The sequence below is a fragment of the Flagellimonas sp. 2504JD4-2 genome, assembly GCF_053642935.1.
In genome coordinates this window covers 41,821-59,664 of the sequence record NZ_JBSIOV010000004.1, presented here as the reverse complement: position 1 = coordinate 59,664, position 17,844 = coordinate 41,821, and the positions used below count along the sequence as shown (strand labels likewise).

Below are 17,844 nucleotides of genomic sequence, written 5' to 3'. Positions count from 1 at the left end.
ACTTATATTCGATTAATGAAGGAAATCAATAGCATTTATATTATTGATGATGATCATATTACGGTTTTTGGCATTAAAAAAATGCTCAAGACCATTGTAAAATGCCATAACATCGAGACGTTTGAAAATGGAAGATTGGCCCTTGACGGTCTAAGGGAAAGAATAAAAACAGGTAATCCTGCACCAGAGGTAATTTTTCTGGACATTAATATGCCCATTATGGACGGATGGGAGTTTTTGGAGGAATTTGTGACTTTGGATTTGAAAGAAAAGGTAATCATCAACGTAATCACTTCTTCAATCGATCAATCCGATTATCAAAAATGGAACGACTTTAGACTCAAATGTTGGCACTATCTGAATTTCAGGAACAAACCCATTTATCGCATTGAGGTTACCGATCTTAACAGAATGAATATCACTTCGTTCACATAATATTCCCTATTTTTATCTATTGGAAACCTGGTTTCCATTTTTTTAACAAGTTGCGCCAACTATTGAAGAACATTATTATCCCCACTGTGCTGTTGCTGTTGTTGTCATGCGAGACGAAAACGCAAGATGAAGTTGTTTCTTATCCAACCTCTTTTGAAACTTCTAACGGCACAGAAACGGCCACCTACCAAGAAACCATAGATTTTTACATTAAACTGGCCAAGGATTTTCCTGAGATCAATATCCAGACCATAGGTGAAACCGATAGTGGATATCCATTGCATATGGTGACCTTCAACCCCGATGGTGATTTCAACTTTGAACACGTTAGGCAAGAAAAGGCCATCATTTTGATAAATAATGGTATTCATCCGGGCGAAAGTGATGGTATTGATGCCACAATGTTACTTTATCGCGATTTGGCCACCCAAAAATTGTCCCATCCCAAAAACTCCGTATTGGTTACCATTCCAATATATAATATTGGTGGGTCGCTGTATCGAAATTCCAGCACCAGAGCCAACCAAAATGGCCCGAAGGAATATGGTTTTAGGGGAAATGCTTTGAATTACGACCTTAATCGTGATTTCGTAAAAATGGACACCAAAAACGCCAAAACGTTTTCTCAAATTTTCCATTTGGTAAAGCCCGATGTTTTTATCGATAACCATGTTAGCAATGGTGCCGATTATCAGTATACGCTGACACATTTGTTTACCCAGCACAACAAATTGGGCGGGGAACTTGGTGAATATCTGGAAAAAGAATTTAGACCCCAGATAGAAAAATCACTAGTAGAAAAAGATTGGGATATCACCCCTTATGTCAACGTATTTAATAGACCACCTGAATTAGGTTTTAGTCAATTTATGGACTATCCCCGATATTCCACAGGGTATACCACGCTTTGGAATACTTTGGGAATGATGGTGGAAACCCACATGCTAAAACCGTACAAACAAAGGGTTGAAGGCACGTATGAACTTATGGAAAGTGTGGTTGGTGTGGTTGAAAAGGAATACGACGCCATTCGAGTCATTAGAAAGCAAAGTCAAGAAGAAAGTTTAGGGCAATCCCAATATTATTTCAACTGGAGGTTGGATACCACTAGACATTCGACCCTTAATTTCAAAGGTTTTGAAGCGGAGCAGGTCACTAGCGAAGTAACCGGTTTTCCTCGTATAAAATATGACCGAAGCAAACCATTCACTCGAGAAACAACATACTACAATTACTATGTGCCAACTGACACCATTTCCGTACCGGCCGCATATGTGATCAAACAAAGTTGGCAAAAAATAGTGGATAGACTGGATGCGAATGCCATTGAATATTTTAATCTGGAAAAAGATACCTCGCTCATCGTGGAGTCTTACCATATCTTGGATTACGATACGAGGGAAAATCCATATGAAGGGCACTATCTGCATTCAAATACCCAAATAAAAAAGAATGTTTCAAAAGTCAAATTCCAAGCGGGTGACTTTGTCGTTCCAACTAATCAAACCGGGATTAGATACTTATTGGAAACCTTGGAACCACAAGCGGCTGACTCGTTTTTCAACTGGAATTTCTTCGATATGATACTCCAGCAAAAAGAAGGCTTCTCTCCCTACGTTTTTGAGGATGTCGCCTTAGACCTATTAAAAAAAGATTCAACCCTAAGAGGTAATTTTTTGCTCAAAAAGGAATTGGATGAAACTTTTGCAGAGGATTGGTACGCCCAATTGGATTGGATCTACCAAAGGTCAAAATATCGTGAAGCTCCTTATTTGAGATATCCTGTTTATCGCATCGCAAAAGGTAGTAGTGCGGCCGCTATTCTTCCGGAATAAGCCAACCTTCAAAAAGGACCCTAATGTTATGGTAAGAGTTTTTTAGGGCCTTCTTTATTTTTTTGCGGCCTTTCCACTTCACCTTTTCTATACCTTCGTCCTGCTGCCCAACCAGTTTACCCGAATACGTGGTATACATGGAAAACCAATGCACCAATTTTAGTCGATACTCTCCGTTGCGCTTGAAGACATGATAGGTGGTGCGGAGAAATTTGTCGATAACAAGATCTTTTACGCCGGTTTCCTCCTCGACCTCCCGAATAGCAGCTTTTTCAATAGATTCACCTTTATCAACCTTTCCTTTTGGAAGGTCCCATTTATCATTTCTATAAATGAACAATACCTTGCCTTTAGGATTGGTGACAAATCCACCTCCCGCAACCACAACCGGAATTTTGTGCATAAAAACGTCTAGGATTTTTTCCTCGTCTGGGTGGTAGATATAGGCCTCTTTCAACCTTCCCTTTGCCAGCGAATCTATAGCCATCAAGATAGAATCCCCATCTAAAGAGAAGAGGTTTCCATTTGAGTTATCTTGGCGCTCATTTGTTAAAATGAGTGGAGACTCATTAACAAAAACTTTATACATTTGCGCAATGGTTTTAAACAAAGATACCGCACGAAAAACTGCCGAACTTCTGCTGCAAATTAATGCAATTAAGTTGGAACCAGAAAATCCATTTACGTGGGCCTCTGGTTGGAAATCCCCAATCTATTGCGATAACAGAATAATGCTTTCCTATCCCGAAATACGAAATTTTGTCCGGGAAGAAATGGCCAAACAAGTCGAAACACTCTATGGCAAACCGGATGTTATTGCCGGAGTGGCCACAGGAGCCATAGGGATTGGAATATTGGTGGCCGAGGCGTTGGGTCTTCCTTTTATTTATGTTCGACCTGAACCAAAATCACATGGAAGACAAAACCAAATTGAAGGTAAGCTGGAATCAGGTCAGAACGTTGTGGTTATCGAAGACCTTATCAGTACCGGGAAAAGTAGTTTAAATGCGATCAGGGCACTACGGGAGCAAGGCGCAAACGTAAAAGGGATGGTCGCGATCTTCACCTACGGATTTTCAGTGGCCACTTCCAATTTTGAATCGGAAAATGTAGTCCTGAATACCCTATCCGACTATGACCATTTAATTGAACAGGCCTCAGACACCAGTTATATAAAAGAATCGCATCAACAAACCCTATTGGAGTGGAAAACAAATCCGCAACAATGGAAACAATAGAACAACATGCACATTGAAACTCCCAAAAAGATAGTAGCCAAAAGTAACAAGGAGGTTTTTGATTTCTTGACCGATGTTAAAAACTTCGAGACCCTTATGCCTGACAATATTGACAAATTTGAGGTTTTGGACGATACCACCTTTCGATTTGCACTAAAAGGCATGCCGGAAATCGTATTGCGTTTAAAAGAGCAAACGCCCAATAGTAAAGTGGTACTTGGGGCTGCCAGTGACAAATTGCCATTTACATTGACAGGGGATATTACTCCTTTTGGGGAAAATCAAAGTCAGGTAGCACTAAGTTTCGAAGGGGAATTTAATGCCATGATGGCCATGATGATCAAATCCCCGATCACCAACTTTATGGAGACCCTTTCCTCCAATATGGATAGGATTCCCTAGTACAAGAGTGAGACTTCCTTTAGATCAAACTCCTTGAGGATTTTATCTTCCAGCTCAACAACAAGTTTGCCTGTTGGTGAGATTCTTCGAATAAATCCCATGAACCTTTCGTTTTGATCATCTGTAAACGTTGAGGGCCTATCTTTTCTGAATAACAGTTTTTCATATGCAGGCAATAGCTGAGGTACTGTTTTGGTTTCCAGATCATCCAGATAAAACTTAAGTCGTTCCAGTAACTTTGACAGCAGTTCATCCAAATCAAAAAACTTTCCTGTCAAGGATTTTAACGAAGCTACGTTAGCCAAATTTTCGAAGGAAGTTTGGTTCACATTCAGTCCAATTCCAATAATGGAACTTTGAATTTGTTTTCCCTTCAGTATATTTTCTATCAAAATGCCACAAATTTTGAAAGAACCTGACATAATGTCGTTGGGCCATTTCACCTTCAAATTGGGTATCTCCAACGCTCTCAACATATCATATACTGCTAAAGAAACACCTATATTCAGGTTAAACTGCTGTACCGTTTGCAAAGCATCAAACTTTTTTAACATACTAAAGGTCAGGTTTTTACCAGGTTCCGATTGCCAACCGGCCCCCATTTGTCCTCGTCCCTTGGTTTGGAATTCCGCCACCACAGCCGTGTAATCACCCACCTCATTGGACTGTAACAAATCCTTTAAATAAAGGTTGGTAGAGTCCGTGGCATTAAGTTTGATTATTTGTGATAGTTCTCCCAAAGTGGTGCGTCCAATGATATGTTAAAATCTAGGGCTAAGAAAACAAAAAAAATATAACTTTGTAGAAACTAAAATTTTTGAATGCAGAAAACGAAAGCTAGTGCAGATGAACTGATTGCCTTAATTTTACACGGAATAGAAGAAGTTAAAGGAGTAGATATAAATCTACTGGATCTAAGGGAAATAGAAAATACAGTTTGTGACTACTTTATTATCTGCAACGGTACTTCCAACACGCATGTAAACGCAATTGTCTCGTCCATTCAAAAAACTGTCAGCAAAGCCATCCAAGATAAACCATGGCATGTTGAGGGTTCAGAAAACGCAGAGTGGGTTTTAATGGATTATGTTAATGTTGTTGTGCATGTATTTCAAAAACACATTAGGGAATTCTACGACATAGAAGGACTTTGGGGAGATGCCAAAGTAACCATGGTGGAGAGCAGCTACAATTCTTAAAAAATGGCAAAAGAGAACAATACAAATACCCCTAAAAAACCACGTTTTAGTTCCTGGTGGATCTACGGCGTAGTACTGGCCTTGATCATAGGATTTCAATTCTTTGGAGGCAGTAGTCTGGCGAGTACCGAAAAAACTACAACCTCCGAACTACAGGAGTTCTTGAGAAATGGGGATATCAAGGAAATTTTGATAATTACCAATGCTCGGCAGGCAAAGGTATTCTTGACGGAAGAAGCACTCCAAAAAGATGTGCATAGAAATGTTGCCGACAAACCATTCAATTTTTCGACAGGAAAAATTCCACAGTACATTTTGGATTATGGTGATCTTCAAAATTTTGAGGACGAGATAAAAAGTATCAAAAAGGAGAACAATCTTGATACGGTTGTAGATTTTGATACCGAATCCAATGTATTGGGCGAACTGTTGCTTTCACTATTGCCATTTGCGCTTATCATCGGAATCTGGATTTATTTGATGCGCAGGATGTCTGGTGGTGCCGGAGGTGGTGCAGGTGGCCAGATTTTCAATATTGGAAAATCCAAAGCGAAGCTTTTTGATGAGAAAACAGATACGCGTACTTCATTTAAAGATGTAGCTGGACTTGAAGGTGCCAAAGAAGAGGTCCAAGAAATTGTAGAATTTCTTAAAAATCCGGACAAGTATACTTCTTTGGGAGGAAAAATACCCAAAGGTGCCTTATTGGTAGGCCCTCCCGGAACCGGTAAGACCCTTTTGGCCAAAGCTGTCGCGGGTGAGGCAAAGGTTCCATTCTTCTCTTTATCAGGTTCAGATTTCGTTGAGATGTTCGTCGGAGTTGGTGCCTCAAGGGTAAGAGACCTATTCAAACAAGCCAAGGATAAAGCTCCTGCCATCATCTTTATTGATGAAATCGATGCCATCGGTCGTGCAAGGGGTAAAAACAATTTCACAGGTTCAAATGACGAACGTGAGAATACATTAAATCAACTCTTGACCGAAATGGACGGTTTTGGAACCAATACCAACGTAATTGTATTGGCAGCAACCAACCGTGCCGATGTATTGGACAAAGCCCTGATGCGTGCCGGTCGTTTTGATCGTCAGATTTATGTGGACCTTCCGGATTTGAGGGAGCGAAAAGAGATTTTTGAGGTACACCTTCGCCCAATTAAAACGGCTGAAACGTTGGATCTCGATTTCTTGGCTAAACAAACACCAGGATTTTCTGGTGCCGATATCGCCAACGTATGCAACGAAGCTGCCCTAATCGCTGCCCGTAAAGAGAAAAAAGCTGTAAACAAACAGGATTTCTTGGATGCGGTGGATAGAATTGTAGGAGGCCTTGAAAAGAAAAACAAGATTATTACTCCTGAGGAGAAAAAGACCATTGCCTTTCACGAAGCTGGTCATGCTACCGTAAGTTGGATGCTGGAGCATGCCGCTCCATTGGTTAAGGTTACCATTGTTCCTAGGGGACAATCTCTGGGAGCTGCTTGGTATTTGCCAGAGGAGCGCTTGATTGTGCGTCCGGAACAAATGTTGGATGAAATGTGTGCCACCATGGGAGGTCGCGCAGCGGAAAAGGTAATTTTTAATAAGATATCGACCGGAGCCCTGAGCGATTTGGAAAAAGTGACCAAGCAAGCACGGGCCATGGTCACCATTTACGGTTTGAACGACCAATTGGGGAATATCACATATTACGATTCTTCGGGGCAGAGTGAATATGGCTTCACCAAACCCTACAGTGAGGAAACTGCCCAGAAAATCGATGAGGAAATTTCCAAAATTATAGAAGAGCAATATCGCCGTGCCATTAAACTTTTAGACGACCATAAGGATAAATTGACTGAACTGGCAGATCGTTTGTTGGAAAAAGAAGTTATCTTTAAGGATGATTTGGAGAAGATTTTCGGAAAAAGACCTTTCGAAAAAGAGGAATTGGAGGAAGAAAAGGAAACTGCAGAATAGCATATTTCCATATCGAAGGATTTCAATGGACAAAATGTTCATGATACCATAAATGGGAATTTTTGATAAACTTTTTGGTGGCGGCAAAAAGGTTTCCAAGGAAACACTGGAAACTCGTGGCGAACATATGCCGGACCTAAAAATTCCTGTTGACGAGAAATTTACCATCTACTTTAAGAAAAACGGTGGAAAATTCATCTACTGCGAGGATGACGCCGAGGTCTCAGAAGCTTTAAAGAACATAATTTCAGAAAACGATTGGCAAAACCATCTTTTTTATGTGATGGATCCACGATTAAAAAGTCGTTTTTCTTCTGAAAAAATTGATTTCACGGAAAAGCGGAAGGAAAGCAATATTTTCTTTACCACCTGTGAACACCTTATCGCCCATAATGGGTCGATACTCGTCTGTTCCAACCAAATCAAGGAAAAGAAGTTGGATGAACTCCCTTCCAACCTTATTGTTTTTGCGACCACAAGCCAATTGGTCGATTCCATTAGCGAAGGACTCAAGGTCATCAAGGAAAAATATAAAAAGAACATCCCCAACAATATCACCACGCTAAAACATTTTCAACCAACCCCAGAAAACAAAAATGACTTTCTTTCGTACGGTAGTGCCTCAAAAAATGTATATCTTTTACTGCTAGAAGACTACTAACTACATGAAAGAAATCCTAAGGCGCTCTATTACAGGGGTAATCTACGCAGTACTCCTATTGGGCACTGTTTTTTTAAGTTCCGACGCCTTTGATTTTCTCTTTATGGTGTTTGGATTGGCCTGCTTGTATGAATTCAAAAAATTGGTCCGGTTAAAGCACTATTACATCTTTGTCGCCTATTTGGCCTTATGGTGGATCTTTATTTACCTGATTAAAGACAGTGTCCTTATTACCATCTTAATGCTTTTGACCATCACTGTGGATTTAGCGCTATTGGTGTTTTTATTTTCTAAAAAAGATAAGCACTTCACTGGTCTTCAAAAGTTTATCATCGCTGTTTTTTACATAGGAGGAGGGTGTATTTTCTTGACGATGATACCCTACAAACAAAATGCTTTTGCCCAATTTTTGATCATGGGCATTTTTATTTTGATATGGGTCAATGATACTTTTGCCTATTTGGTAGGTCGAACATTGGGCCGAACAAAATTATTTCCTTCAGTTTCTCCAAAAAAAACTGTGGAAGGTTCTCTAGGAGGTCTTATTTTTGCACTTGTTGCGGCTTATGTTTTAGCCAAGTATGAGACCAGCCTAACCCTATTCCAATGGATGATATTGGCCACAACAATTGTGGTTGCCGGAAGTTTGGGTGACTTGTTGGAATCAAAATTTAAACGAGTTGCCGGAGTCAAGGACAGCGGAGCTATTTTACCGGGGCACGGTGGAATGTGGGATCGTCTGGACAGTCTCGTATTTGCAGCTCCATTTGCATATTTAGTACTTAATATATTTTCATATGTTTCATAGAGAAGGCCAAAAAATAATCATTATCACATTTTTTTCTGTGGTAGCCATTGTCCTTTCTGCACAATTTTATATCGATATTGAATGGATACGGATAGCTGTTCAGATTGCAGCACTGATTCTTTTGATTTTGATATTGCAATTTTTTAGAAACCCAAGACGGTTGGTCACCCCGAACTTTGATGAAATCTTAGCACCGGTCGATGGTAAGGTGGTTGTTATTGAAGAGGTGGAGGAAACCGAATACTTCAAGGATAGACGCAAGCAGGTCTCTATTTTCATGTCACCATTAAACGTGCATGTCACGCGATATGCCGCAAGTGGAACCGTAACATATTCAAAATATCATCCAGGTAAATATTTGGTGGCTTGGCACCCTAAATCAAGTACTGAAAATGAACGTACCACGGTAGTATTGCATACCCCAAAATTTGGAGAAATAGGGTATCGACAAATTGCAGGAGCTTTGGCTCGTCGTATCGTAAACTACGCTGAAGAGGGTGAACAAGTTACCCAGGGACAGGATGCTGGATTCATAAAATTTGGTTCAAGAGTAGATCTACTCTTACCTTTGGATTGTGACATTGCGGTAAAATTGGGCCAAAAGGTGATTGGCGCCAAGACCTGCATTGCTTCATTTCGGGAAAAAGATGACTGATGAGGATTTAAATACCCAGTTTCGAGAAGCTGTTGCTTTTGTAAATAGCTATACAGAACCTTTGCCTGCCGATTTATTGCTCAAACTCTACGCCTACTTCAAAATTGCCAGTAAGAATTTCGACAATCCCGGCAGTAAAACCCCTTTGATCAATGCCTTTAAGGCGAACGCCCTTATCCAAGCAAAGAACATTAGCGTTGAAGAGGCCATGCGCAGCTACATCCAACTTGTCGATTCTGAAATCAGAAAATAATCCTTTCAAATAAGAAAAGCCGGAAAATAAATTTTCCGGCCTTCCACAATTTAAAAAAACAAAAACGGTCCTGATCTATTGTGGTTGAATATCAATTCTAACCAAATTGTATCCTCCTCGGGGGTCTTGGAGATACACAACACCAGGGCCATTATTATAAACACCTTTACCAAACTGAACATCTTCCAGCTCACTCACTCTTCGTATTATGGTGTTTGCATCTACCGGACCTTCATTTGGTCCTGACTGTCTTGGCGCTTGGTAGATTCCAAAACCAACCGGCTCATCTACTTCGGTACCTGCATCAAACAAATAAGATTCATCACTTTCCGAAGTACCGGAGAATGGAGTTCCACTTTCGTCAAACAAGGCTACACCATTGTTGTTATAGCTAATAAACCAATCGTTGGTTTGAACCAACATAGTGCTTATTCCCAATTTATAGTTTTGCCCTTGTGGCACATCAATACTAAATGACAAGTATTCACCAGGCCCAATAGGCGCAGTCTCGTTACTTGCGGCTACAGGTAATCCCAAATCATTAAAATAGGATACTGCAACTGCATTATTGCCATCTTCCGACAACTCTTCCAATCCACTTCCGGTGATGACTTCTTCACCTTGGGTAAAGAATGGGTCGCTAGCTGTATTAAAGGCATACACAATTCCAGGAGAGAACACACTAAGGGATGAAGCCAATCGCAAGGGTGAACCATTGCTTCCGGTCTCTGTAAACCATCCGTAGAGTTCTCCAGGCATTCCATCTTCAGCAATTCTTTCCAAACCTACTCCCCTATCTTCTTCTCCCAAGGTGAACAAAGGCTCTGGAAGTGCATGAAGTACAGCGATACCGGGTGTAACTACAAATCCATTGGTAGAACTGGCTGGCTGTCCAGGGTCAGGTGCATTGATTGCAGTAATGGTGAATGTAAAAGTTCCCGCTGAGTTTCCATCGCCATTGGCATAATCCAAAACAGCTGTTACGTAAATATCACCTGTATCGCGTCCATCAACCAATCTAACCAAGGTGTTGGCATCTGCTGGTCCCACATCGGTTCCTGCAGGTGGAAAACTGGCTGGATCATTGTCCGCTTCAGTACCAAGATCATACAAGGAAAGTTGATCTGCAATATCCACGCCGTTCAAAGCTTGTCCATTAGGAAACAAATCAATTCCATTTAAATCCGTAGGGGCCAAAAACCAGTCGTTACTGTTCCCCATCATGGTCACAGGGGTAAACTTAGTGCCAGGAACCGCTTTAAATGATATTTGATATTGGGCACCATTGGTTGTCAATGGGCCTGGGTCAGAAGCTCCAACTGGAGTTGTGAACGTATGAACATTCAAATAATTGATTACATTGCTGATGGTTACGTTGAAGGTAGTTTTAGCTACTTCGGTATCATTGGCCAAGCCCAAAGATGGGTTTACTTCTTCTGTCCAATCTGAAGCAGCATCACCTTCTCCATCATATTCAATACTATAACTGTCCAATCTTACTGTAGGCACAAAATCGCCTGCTGTCCATATTCCAGCTTCATCCGCTACATTCTCACGAGGACTTCCTGCAGCACCCCACTGTACAAAATCTACGATGGCCTCTGCACTTGTAAAGGAGTTATTGGAATAAAGACCCAATCCTTCGCTATTGCCCATGGTAAATGGCAATACTAAAAATGCCCCTGGCTCCAACATGAATTCACCACTTTCTGGTGTAATTTCGTTTAGTTGGCTATATCTTCCCGGTCCCAAGCACAACCAGTATTGGCTCAAATCAACAGTAACATTTCCGTTGTTGTAAAGTTCGACCAAATCTTTGCTCCCATATTGAATTTCATTGAACACAATGGATCTAATTTCTTCGGGAACGGTCAATACATTAGCCTCTCCGATGGTCGCGGTGGTAGTTTCTGCCCAATTTGCAGCTCCAGTCCCCTCTCCATCATAGATTATGGTGTTTTCCGCATTGCCCATAACCGGCACAAAGTCACCGGCCGTCCAAACTCCAGCTTCAACAGCCACATTCTCCCTGGCGGAAGACCCAGCACCCCATTGCACGAAGTCAGTAAGTGTTGATGCGTCGGTAAAATCAGAATTGTTACTATATAGACCTAGTCCACCATCAGCATTAGGCATTTCATAAGAAACGGATAAGAAACTGCCTGCGGCCAATTCTAAATTACCGTTTACATTTAGATCACCAATTCTTCTATAGGTTCCTGGGCCTAGACATAGAAAATAATCGCTCAAATCAACGGTAGCCTGACCGTTATTCACAATTTCAACCCAGTTACCAAGGTATTGGACCTCGTTCAGTCTCACATTTACCTCAGCAGTAGGTTCCGGTTCAGTTGGCACTTCGCCAACGATGTCATTGTCATCATCACTACATGATGCTAAAACAACTGCAAAAAGCAGTACTTTGAATAGATTTCTTCTCATAATTATTTTTTTTAGATTAATTATGGTCCAAAACTACTTTCGAGCACAACTGAAAAACGGTGATCAAAATCACCGTTTTCTGTTAAATCTGTATTAAAAGCCGTTACACTTTTGTGATATTCTGGCAGTCTATCAACTCAATATATCTCTTGTGTTGCATCAAAACACCAGTCTTTTCAAGCTTTTTGGTGATTCTTGAGATGACTTCTCTGGAAGTTCCCAAATCCAGCGCTATTTGTTTGTGTGAAAGATGAACTTGGTTACTCTTATCCCTTTTTGTTTTGTTTTCCAAGTATTTTACCAAGCGATCTTCTATCCCAAAACAAACTATCTCTTTGGTCGTACGCAGCAAGTCTTCAAAGTTTCGTTGAAAATCATTGATAAGAATTCTGGCAAAGGTTGGATATTTTATAAACCACTCTTTCACTTTGCTAACAGGAAGGGTCATAACCACGGTATCTTCTTCGGTTATGGCCGAAAATTGAACAGGTTTGGGGTCAAACAAATGATTGAAGCTCAGGATACAGGATTCACCAGAATTTATATAGTACAATAAGAACTGTACCTCTTCTTCTTCTGCGTACATCTTAATCTGCCCCTTTAAAACAACGGGTAAAAAGTTTAGGTATGCACCCTGCTTTACCACATAAGTGCTACTAGGAAACTCGTGGTAACTGCACGATTCTACAATTTCTTGATATAGTCTTTCCTCAAGTACGGGAAAGCACTGTTTGATGTATGATTGGTTAGCGTCGACCACAGTGTTGTTTTTTCTTGGTGTTAAGGATTTCGATGTAATCCTTAAGTCTCAAAAAGCGGCCGAACCTTTCGGCTTCCTTTCAAAAAAACTGAAATAATTCCCGGCAATTATAGAAATCAAAAAATAGAGAGCGACAATGTAACTACCAAAGGGCAGATAAGCATTTAGTCCAAACCAGTCCCCAGTCAAAAGAATCAGGACCAGACCTGCGGTGCTTCTAATCGTTTCAATCCAAGCAGCATAAGGTTTTTTGTCCATCAAGCTGGTATACCCATAGATTCCCAAAAAAACAAAACCACTAAAAAGCAACAGATTGTTGAACCCGATCTCGGAATAGTTATAGAACATAAACAATAGGAGTGCCGTGTTGAACAGTAATTGAAAAATTGCATATCCTTTCAGTTGTATCGAAGTTTCCGGTTTGTACTTGGAAAAATTATAGACGTCTTCAATCTTGGATATTGGGTACTTTTCCGCAACATCGACAGGTCGCCAACCCGTAGGCATAAACCAAATACGGAATTTATCTCCTATGCTTTTTGTTCGCCATGCATCTACACACAACCTCCAAAAGTGTTGAAAATTAATCAGGATTGGGTTCCATGTAGCTGCCGGTTTTAACACACCATATTGGGGCGGGACCTCGTCCATTTCTTCTTGGAAGGTTCCAAACCAACGATCCCAAATACACAGTATTTGGCCCAAGTTCTTATCTATGTACTCCGGATTTATGGCGTGGTGCACACGATGTTGGGAGGGCGTCACTATGATATACTCCAACCATCCCATTTTTCCAATGTGTTGGGTATGATACCAGAATTGTGCAAACAAATGTGCCGGGGCCAAAATAGCGATTACCTCTCCTGGAACTCCCAAAAATGCCGCTGGAAGCAATAAGAGTGGAAAATAACCAACCACATTTGAGATAGACTGCCGCAGAGCGCAAGCTAAATTGAACTCCTCGCTGCTATGGTGAATCACATGCTGGTTCCAGAAAATATTGATATGATGGCTTAGTCTATGGTTCCAGTAGCCCGCAAAATCAATTGCTATGAAAGCGATCAACCATACGGCCCAAGTCGCTTCAATTTGAATCAATGCCAAATGCTCCACTAAATAAGGATAGGTAACTAGAACAACGGCCAATCCCAATGAGTCCTTAATAATATTGGTGAGTCCGGAGCTAAGACTGCTCACGGTATCCATTACATTGTGCTTTTGGTTTTTGACAAAATGCCCATAAAGCACTTCAACAAGTACCAAAACTATAAAGAATGGTATGGCATATAATAAAGCTGTAGCGTAGGTTTCCATATCTCACATATTTTAATTTCACAGCGCGAGATCAGATGTTAATTTAGTTTAATTTTCCAAACTATGCTACTTTTTATTCCACTATGGCCAATGGCGCTGTATCCTTCCAGTTACCACGGGTAAAGTCTGGGAAAGGTTGTGGTGCGCCTCCACTTGCCACGGAACGTTCGCTTAAAGGTGCCACAGCACTCCAGAAACAGCCTTCATATATGTTTTGGTCGAGTGGCAATCCTTTTTGAAGACATTCTACCACTCTGTACATCATGATTCCATCCATACCCCCATGTCCACTTCCTTTGGCAGCCTGGTTCAATCTTTTGTACAATGGATGGTCATATTTTTCATAAAGTGCCTCTAATTGTTCACCCTGAACCCAAGAATGATGGTCTTTGGTCAATCCATCAACTCCGCCTTCCAACGCAACCCTAGTTGGGAATCCGGCCAGTGTACCTTTGGTACCTTGAATCAGGTTTAACCTGGAATACGGTCTAGGGCTTGTCTCATCCCACTGTACCATAACGGTACGTCCTAACGTGGTTTTAATGATGCTGGTGTTTAAGTCACCACCTTTATAATCCAATTGATTCCATTTATGGTCCGCAGGATAGTTCTTTTTGGCATAATCCGCTCGTCCTCTTGCTGGCGTTGAAAAGGACACTATGCTTCCAAAATTATCTTCACCCCTACCCAAATTCATGTATTGAGCTACTGGTCCCAAACCATGGGTTGGGTATAAATTTCCATTGCGGTGGGCATAGTGATAGGTTCGCCAGGATCCTGTACCTCTTTTTTGTTCGTTCATTTGTCCTCGTAACTCATGGATATAGGCAGCTTCACCATGTAAAACTTCACCAATAGCCCCTTGTCTGCACATGTTCAGGAACATCAACTCATCACGATTGTAATTTACATTTTCAAGCATCATGCAGTGCTTTTGGGTACGCTCACTGGCGTCCACAATATCCCACATTTCTTGAACGGTAACTGCAATAGGGACCTCAACAAAGGCATGAGCCCCTTTATTCATGGATTCGATGGCCATGGGAGCATGATTTACCCAATTTGTGGCAATGAACACCACATCAGGTTTTACCTCCTCAAGCATCACCTTCCATTTGTCCTCATCACCCCAGTATTCCTTGATATTCTTATGTCTGTTGGGTTTTGAAACTTCTTTTACCCATCCGACCTTCTGTTTTACCAAATCTTCATACAAATCACAAATCGCAACCACTTCTGTATTGGGAAGTGAAGCAAAGAATCTTACATGTCCCCCACCCCGGGCTCCAACACCAATGAAGGCGGCTCTAACATTTTTCAGTTTTGGGGCAGCAAAATCCCCCATATATCTTGATTGCGAAGGTCTTTCCACTTTAGCTTGAAGGTAGCTGGGCATTACTGATATCGCTGTTGCAGTCAGCGAAGTCTTTTTCAGAAAATTACGTCGATTGATGTCTTTCATGTTGATTATTTTGTTTGATGTTAACGTTAACACTTTCTATCTCCGAAAGTATGAAAAAAAATGATACGGCACCACCACGTACGAGTTAAGTATTTGATTCTACAAAAAATTCGCGCTGTTTTTACTTTATTTCAATTTTGACAATCACGGATTTACTTGCCGGGGTGTTGCTTTTATCAGCATATAAATCTATGGGCACAAGGATATTGGTTTCCGGGAAGTAAGCGCAGAGGTTTTTTGACGGAATATCGTAAGGAATTATCTTAAAATTCTCAGCCCTTCGCTGCTTTCCTGAATAGTTACTCGTCAGATCAACCACTTGCAAGGGCTGCAGTCCCTTTTCCTCCATATCCTCAGGATTCATAAAAATTACCCTTCGCTCACCATAAATACCGCGATACCTATCGTTCAGACCATATATCGTGGTGTTAAACTGATCATGGCTACGAACCGTCATCAACACAAATTCGTCATCCTTTAGATGATGTTCCGGAAGCTTGCAAATGGAAAATTGAGCTTTTCCTCCCGGCAATTTTGAAAAATCCGCTTCTCGGGCATTGTTGGGAAGGTAAAACCCCGAACCCCTAGAACGGCCTGAATAATCTTCATAGCCCTTCAAAACCTCCGAAATTTTCTTTCTAACCAAGTCATAGTCGGTTCCCAGTGTTTTCCAATCTATTTTCGAATCCTTCCCAAAATAGGCATCGGCTATTTCAGCAACAATCTCTGGCTCGCTTTTTAAATGTTTGCTGACGGGTTTCAATCTTCCTTTGCTCTGATGCACCTTACCCATGCTATTTTCCACCGTCACAAAACGCTCTTTGTCCTGCTCCGTTCTTCCCAAAGTGGGTAATATCAAAGCTGTTTTGCCCACAGTGAGATGGGTTCGATTCAATTTGGTACTCACGGAAACGGTGAGATCACATTGCTGCAATGCTTCCGCTGTATAGGCTGTATCCGAAGCCGCGGAAACAAAGTTTCCACCAAGGGCAATGAATACCTTCGCCTTCCCTTGATGCATAGCCTGAATGGCGTTTACGGTATCCAATCCTTCCTCACTTGGAGGCTCGATATCAAATGCCTCCCTTAAGGCCTTATTCAAAGGTTCCGAAACATGGTGCATGATTCCCACACTCCTATCTCCTTGCACATTGGAATGACCTCGAACCGGACATGTACCTGCACCCTTTTTTCCAATACTTCCCTTGACAAGTAACAGATTCACACATTCCTTGATGTTCTCCACTCCATTTTTGTGTTGGGTAAGCCCCATTGCCCAGCAAATAATAATTTTTGATTTTTTGGCCAGCAAATCAACGGCCATATCAACTTGGACTGAATCCACACCACATAATTCCAACAATTGTTCTTCGGAGTATTGGTTTAAATCCTCCAAAAATTCTTGGAAACCATTGGTTTTGTCTTTGATAAAATCATGATCAAAAACCGATTCCCCATGAGCTTCCCGTTTTGCCAGTCGCTTCATGATGAGTTTGAGCAGCGAAACATCCTGGTTGATTTTTACCTGAAGAAAAATATCTGTCAGTTGGGTACCCTTCCCTAGAATTCCACCAAGTTGTTGCGGATTCTTGAATCGATTGAGCCCGCTTTCAGAGAGCGGATTAACGGTTATGATATTTCCTCCATTCTCCTTGCATTTTTGCAAGGCAGATAACATACGAGGATGGTTGGTACCAGGGTTTTGGCCAATCACCATGATTACGTCCGCTTCGTACAAATCTTCCAATACCACAGAGCCTTTTCCAATGCCCAAAGTCTCTGAAAGGGCCACACCACTGGATTCATGACACATATTGGAACAATCTGGCATGTTGTTCGTGCCAAAGGCACGCACAAATAATCCATATAAAAAGGCCGCTTCATTGCTAGAGCGCCCAGAAGTGTAAAATATGGCTTCATCAGGAGCGTCCAGCGCATGCAATTGCTCCGCAATAATTTTGAAAGCATCCGGCCATGAGATGGGTTTATAATGGACAGCATCCGGTCTAAGTATAAAAGGTTCTGTAATTCTGCCACTTTTTCCGATTTCATAATCGGTCCAGGTAGAGATTTCTTCCACAGAATATTTTTCAAAAAAAGCCCTGTCGACACGCTCAAAAGTGGATTCTTCAGCGATGGCCTTTGCTCCATTTTCACAGTATTCGCCCAACTTGGAAGGTGTATCCGGATCAGGCCATGCACAACCGGGGCAATCAAAACCCTCTTTTTGGTTCATTCGCGAAAGGGTCTTCAAGGAACGAAACAGGCCTGATTCCTTGCTTACATGTTCCAATGCTGCCTTTACCCCTGGAATACCTGCGGCATAATCTGAAGGTTTGGTAACCTTTATTTCTGAAAATTCAATATTCCCAGTAATCGAAATATTGCGTTTTGTGGAATTCGACATATCACTAAAATACGATT

At 41.3% G+C, this 17,844-nt stretch carries 17 protein-coding genes; 10 read left to right on the top strand and 7 right to left on the bottom strand.

Annotation, left to right across the window (positions count from 1 at the left end; translation table 11 throughout):
- Positions 1-15 precede the first annotated feature (15 nt).
- Together ACULLH_RS15600 and ACULLH_RS15595 are read left to right on the top strand one after the other, a co-directional pair.
- Positions 16-435, top strand: coding sequence for a response regulator transcription factor (locus ACULLH_RS15600; RefSeq protein ID WP_454089695.1), 420 nt, complete (start codon positions 16-18; stop codon positions 433-435).
- A gap of 62 nt (positions 436-497) precedes the next feature.
- Positions 498-2,270 carry a M14 family metallopeptidase gene (locus ACULLH_RS15595; RefSeq protein ID WP_454089694.1) on the top strand — a complete coding sequence of 591 codons (1,773 nt, stop codon included), beginning with the start codon at positions 498-500 and terminating at the stop codon, positions 2,268-2,270.
- Here ACULLH_RS15595 and ACULLH_RS15590 read toward each other — a convergent pair.
- Positions 2,254-2,859: an NUDIX hydrolase gene (locus tag ACULLH_RS15590; protein ID WP_454089693.1), complete on the bottom strand. Its 606-nt coding sequence runs from the start codon at positions 2,857-2,859 to the stop codon at positions 2,254-2,256. The genes ACULLH_RS15595 and ACULLH_RS15590 overlap by 17 nt on opposite strands.
- A gap of 7 nt (positions 2,860-2,866) precedes the next feature.
- On the opposite strand from ACULLH_RS15590, the gene pyrE reads away from it, so the two are divergent.
- Entirely contained in the window at positions 2,867-3,508 is a 642-nt protein-coding gene (pyrE, locus tag ACULLH_RS15585) for an orotate phosphoribosyltransferase (RefSeq protein WP_454089692.1), read from the top strand.
- Positions 3,509-3,514: 6 nt separating this feature from the next.
- Positions 3,515-3,910, top strand: a complete 396-nt coding sequence (locus tag ACULLH_RS15580; protein ID WP_454089691.1) for an SRPBCC family protein — start codon at positions 3,515-3,517, stop codon at positions 3,908-3,910.
- Here ACULLH_RS15580 and ACULLH_RS15575 read toward each other — a convergent pair.
- Entirely contained in the window at positions 3,907-4,650 is a 744-nt protein-coding gene (locus ACULLH_RS15575) for a biotin--[acetyl-CoA-carboxylase] ligase (RefSeq protein ID WP_454089690.1), read from the bottom strand. The genes ACULLH_RS15580 and ACULLH_RS15575 overlap by 4 nt on opposite strands.
- Before the next feature lie 81 nt (positions 4,651-4,731).
- On the opposite strand from ACULLH_RS15575, the gene rsfS reads away from it, so the two are divergent.
- From rsfS to ACULLH_RS15545, 6 genes are read left to right on the top strand one after another with little or no spacing between them, the layout of a single operon-like run.
- On the top strand, positions 4,732-5,109 hold the full coding sequence (rsfS, locus tag ACULLH_RS15570) for a ribosome silencing factor (protein WP_136466322.1): 378 nt from the start codon (positions 4,732-4,734) through the stop codon (positions 5,107-5,109).
- 3 nt (positions 5,110-5,112) lie between these two features.
- A complete protein-coding gene (gene ftsH, locus ACULLH_RS15565; protein ID WP_454089689.1) occupies positions 5,113-7,065 on the top strand; it encodes an ATP-dependent zinc metalloprotease FtsH in 1,953 nt (650 codons plus the stop codon).
- Between the two features lie 52 nt (positions 7,066-7,117).
- On the top strand, positions 7,118-7,726 hold the full coding sequence (locus tag ACULLH_RS15560) for an LUD domain-containing protein (RefSeq protein WP_454089688.1): 609 nt from the start codon (positions 7,118-7,120) through the stop codon (positions 7,724-7,726).
- Between the two features lie 4 nt (positions 7,727-7,730).
- Positions 7,731-8,534: a phosphatidate cytidylyltransferase gene (locus ACULLH_RS15555; protein WP_454089687.1), complete on the top strand. Its 804-nt coding sequence runs from the start codon at positions 7,731-7,733 to the stop codon at positions 8,532-8,534.
- On the top strand, positions 8,524-9,189 hold the full coding sequence (locus tag ACULLH_RS15550) for a phosphatidylserine decarboxylase family protein (RefSeq protein ID WP_454089686.1): 666 nt from the start codon (positions 8,524-8,526) through the stop codon (positions 9,187-9,189). The genes ACULLH_RS15555 and ACULLH_RS15550 overlap by 11 nt, the downstream gene beginning before the upstream one ends.
- Positions 9,182-9,442, top strand: a complete 261-nt coding sequence (locus tag ACULLH_RS15545; protein WP_454089685.1) for an acyl-CoA-binding protein — start codon at positions 9,182-9,184, stop codon at positions 9,440-9,442. The genes ACULLH_RS15550 and ACULLH_RS15545 overlap by 8 nt, the downstream gene beginning before the upstream one ends.
- A gap of 75 nt (positions 9,443-9,517) precedes the next feature.
- On the opposite strand, the gene ACULLH_RS15540 is transcribed toward ACULLH_RS15545, so the two are convergent.
- The 5 genes from ACULLH_RS15540 to ACULLH_RS15520 form a co-directional block, all read right to left on the bottom strand.
- The gene (locus tag ACULLH_RS15540) at positions 9,518-11,884 is read right to left on the bottom strand and encodes a spondin domain-containing protein (protein WP_454089684.1); all 2,367 of its coding nucleotides are present in this window, start codon (positions 11,882-11,884) and stop codon (positions 9,518-9,520) included.
- Between the two features lie 103 nt (positions 11,885-11,987).
- The gene (locus ACULLH_RS15535; RefSeq protein ID WP_454089683.1) at positions 11,988-12,644 is read right to left on the bottom strand and encodes a Crp/Fnr family transcriptional regulator; all 657 of its coding nucleotides are present in this window, start codon (positions 12,642-12,644) and stop codon (positions 11,988-11,990) included.
- A 48-nt stretch (positions 12,645-12,692) separates the two neighbouring features.
- A complete protein-coding gene (locus tag ACULLH_RS15530) occupies positions 12,693-13,958 on the bottom strand; it encodes a sterol desaturase family protein (protein WP_454089682.1) in 1,266 nt (421 codons plus the stop codon).
- 73 nt (positions 13,959-14,031) lie between these two features.
- Positions 14,032-15,420 (bottom strand): Gfo/Idh/MocA family protein, encoded by a 1,389-nt coding sequence (locus ACULLH_RS15525; RefSeq protein WP_454089681.1) that lies wholly within the window; start codon positions 15,418-15,420, stop codon positions 14,032-14,034.
- A gap of 121 nt (positions 15,421-15,541) precedes the next feature.
- Complete coding sequence (locus tag ACULLH_RS15520; RefSeq protein ID WP_454089680.1) at positions 15,542-17,827, bottom strand: FdhF/YdeP family oxidoreductase; 2,286 nt, start codon at positions 17,825-17,827, stop codon at positions 15,542-15,544.
- Positions 17,828-17,844: the final 17 nt, after the last annotated feature.